Source organism: Microbacterium sp. GbtcB4, from assembly GCF_019091465.1.
Lineage (GTDB): Bacteria > Actinomycetota > Actinomycetes > Actinomycetales > Microbacteriaceae > Microbacterium > Microbacterium paraoxydans.
Genome location: NZ_JAGXJJ010000262.1, coordinates 1 through 255, shown reverse-complemented (window position 1 = coordinate 255; position 255 = coordinate 1). Strand labels below are relative to the sequence as shown.

Sequence of the window (255 nt, the reverse complement as noted above, 5' to 3'; positions counted from 1 at the left end):
GCGGGGGGGGGGGTGCCCCGCCGCTGCGGGCCGGGAGAGGGCCCGGCCCCGCACCCCGCCGACACGATCAGCGCCGGAGGGGGTCTGTGCGATCCGGCCGCGGTCGACGCGCTCGTGGCGGACGGCCCGGCCCGGACCGCCGAGCTCCTCGCCCGCGGCGTCGCCTTCGACCGGACTCCGGGCGGCGCCCTCGCCCGCGGGCGCGAGGCGGCGCATACTCATGCCCCCATCCCGCACGCCCGAGGCGGCGCCACC

Annotated in this window: 1 protein-coding gene; it reads left to right on the top strand. The window is 82.7% G+C overall.

Translation table 11 applies throughout. From position 1 onward, the window contains the following. Nucleotides 1–12 precede the first annotated feature (12 nt). On the top strand, nucleotides 13–255 hold a 243-nt coding region (locus KVS71_RS17860), incomplete at its 3' end, for an FAD-binding protein (protein WP_368874979.1).